At 64.4% G+C, this 932-nt stretch carries 1 protein-coding gene; it reads right to left on the minus strand.

Annotated elements, in window-relative coordinates:
* Positions 1 to 932: bifunctional 2-methylcitrate synthase/citrate synthase (prpC, locus tag F6X42_RS42890; protein ID WP_187639768.1), on the minus strand; the 932-nt coding region annotated here is incomplete at both ends.

Genomic DNA, 932 nt, shown 5'->3' on the forward strand with positions numbered 1-932 from the left:
GGTCCGGTGTAATTCGCGCTCGGCCGGATGATCTTGTTGTCGACGCGCTGCTCGATGATGTGCGCGCTCCATCCTGCCGTGCGCGAGATCACGAACAGCGGCGTGAACATCGCGGTCGGCACGCCCATCATGTGATACGACACCGCGCTGAACCAGTCGAGGTTCGGGAACATCTTCTTCGCGTCCCACATTACCGATTCGAGCCGATCGGCGATCGAGAACAGCTTCAGGTTGCCGGCCTTGTTCGACAGGTTCTTCGCGACTTCCTTGATGACCTTGTGGCGCGGGTCCGAGATCGTGTACACCGGATGCCCGAAGCCGATCACGACTTCCTTGTTGCCGACACGGCGGCGGATGTCCGCTTCGGCCTCGTCGGGCGTCTGGTAGCGCGACTGGATTTCGAACGCGGCTTCATTGGCGCCGCCGTGTTTCGGGCCGCGCAGCGCGCCGATCGCGCCGGTGATCGCCGAGTAGATGTCCGAGCCCGTGCCCGCGATCACGCGTCCCGTGAACGTCGACGCGTTGAACTCGTGCTCCGCATACAGGTTCAGCGACACGTGCATCGCGTCGACCCACGCCTTCGACGGCGCGACGCCATGCAGCAGATGCAGGAAGTGGCCGCCGATCGAATCGTCGTCGGTTTCGACCTCGATGCGCTTGCCGTTGTGCGAGTAGTGATACCAGTACAGCAGCATCGAGCCGAGCGAGGCCATCAGCTTGTCGGCGATATCGCGCGCGCCGGGCAGGTTGTGATCGTCCTTCTCCGGCAGCACGGTGCCGAGCACCGATACGCCGGTGCGCATCACGTCCATCGGATGCGCGGCGGCCGGAATCCATTCGAGCGCGGCCTTCACGTTGGCGGGCAGGCCGCGCATCGACTTCAGCTTCGTCTTGTACGCGCTCAGCTCGGCCGGCGTCGGCAGCTTGCCGTG

Source organism: Paraburkholderia podalyriae (assembly GCF_014397785.1).
In the GTDB taxonomy this organism is placed as follows: domain Bacteria; phylum Pseudomonadota; class Gammaproteobacteria; order Burkholderiales; family Burkholderiaceae; genus Paraburkholderia; species Paraburkholderia podalyriae.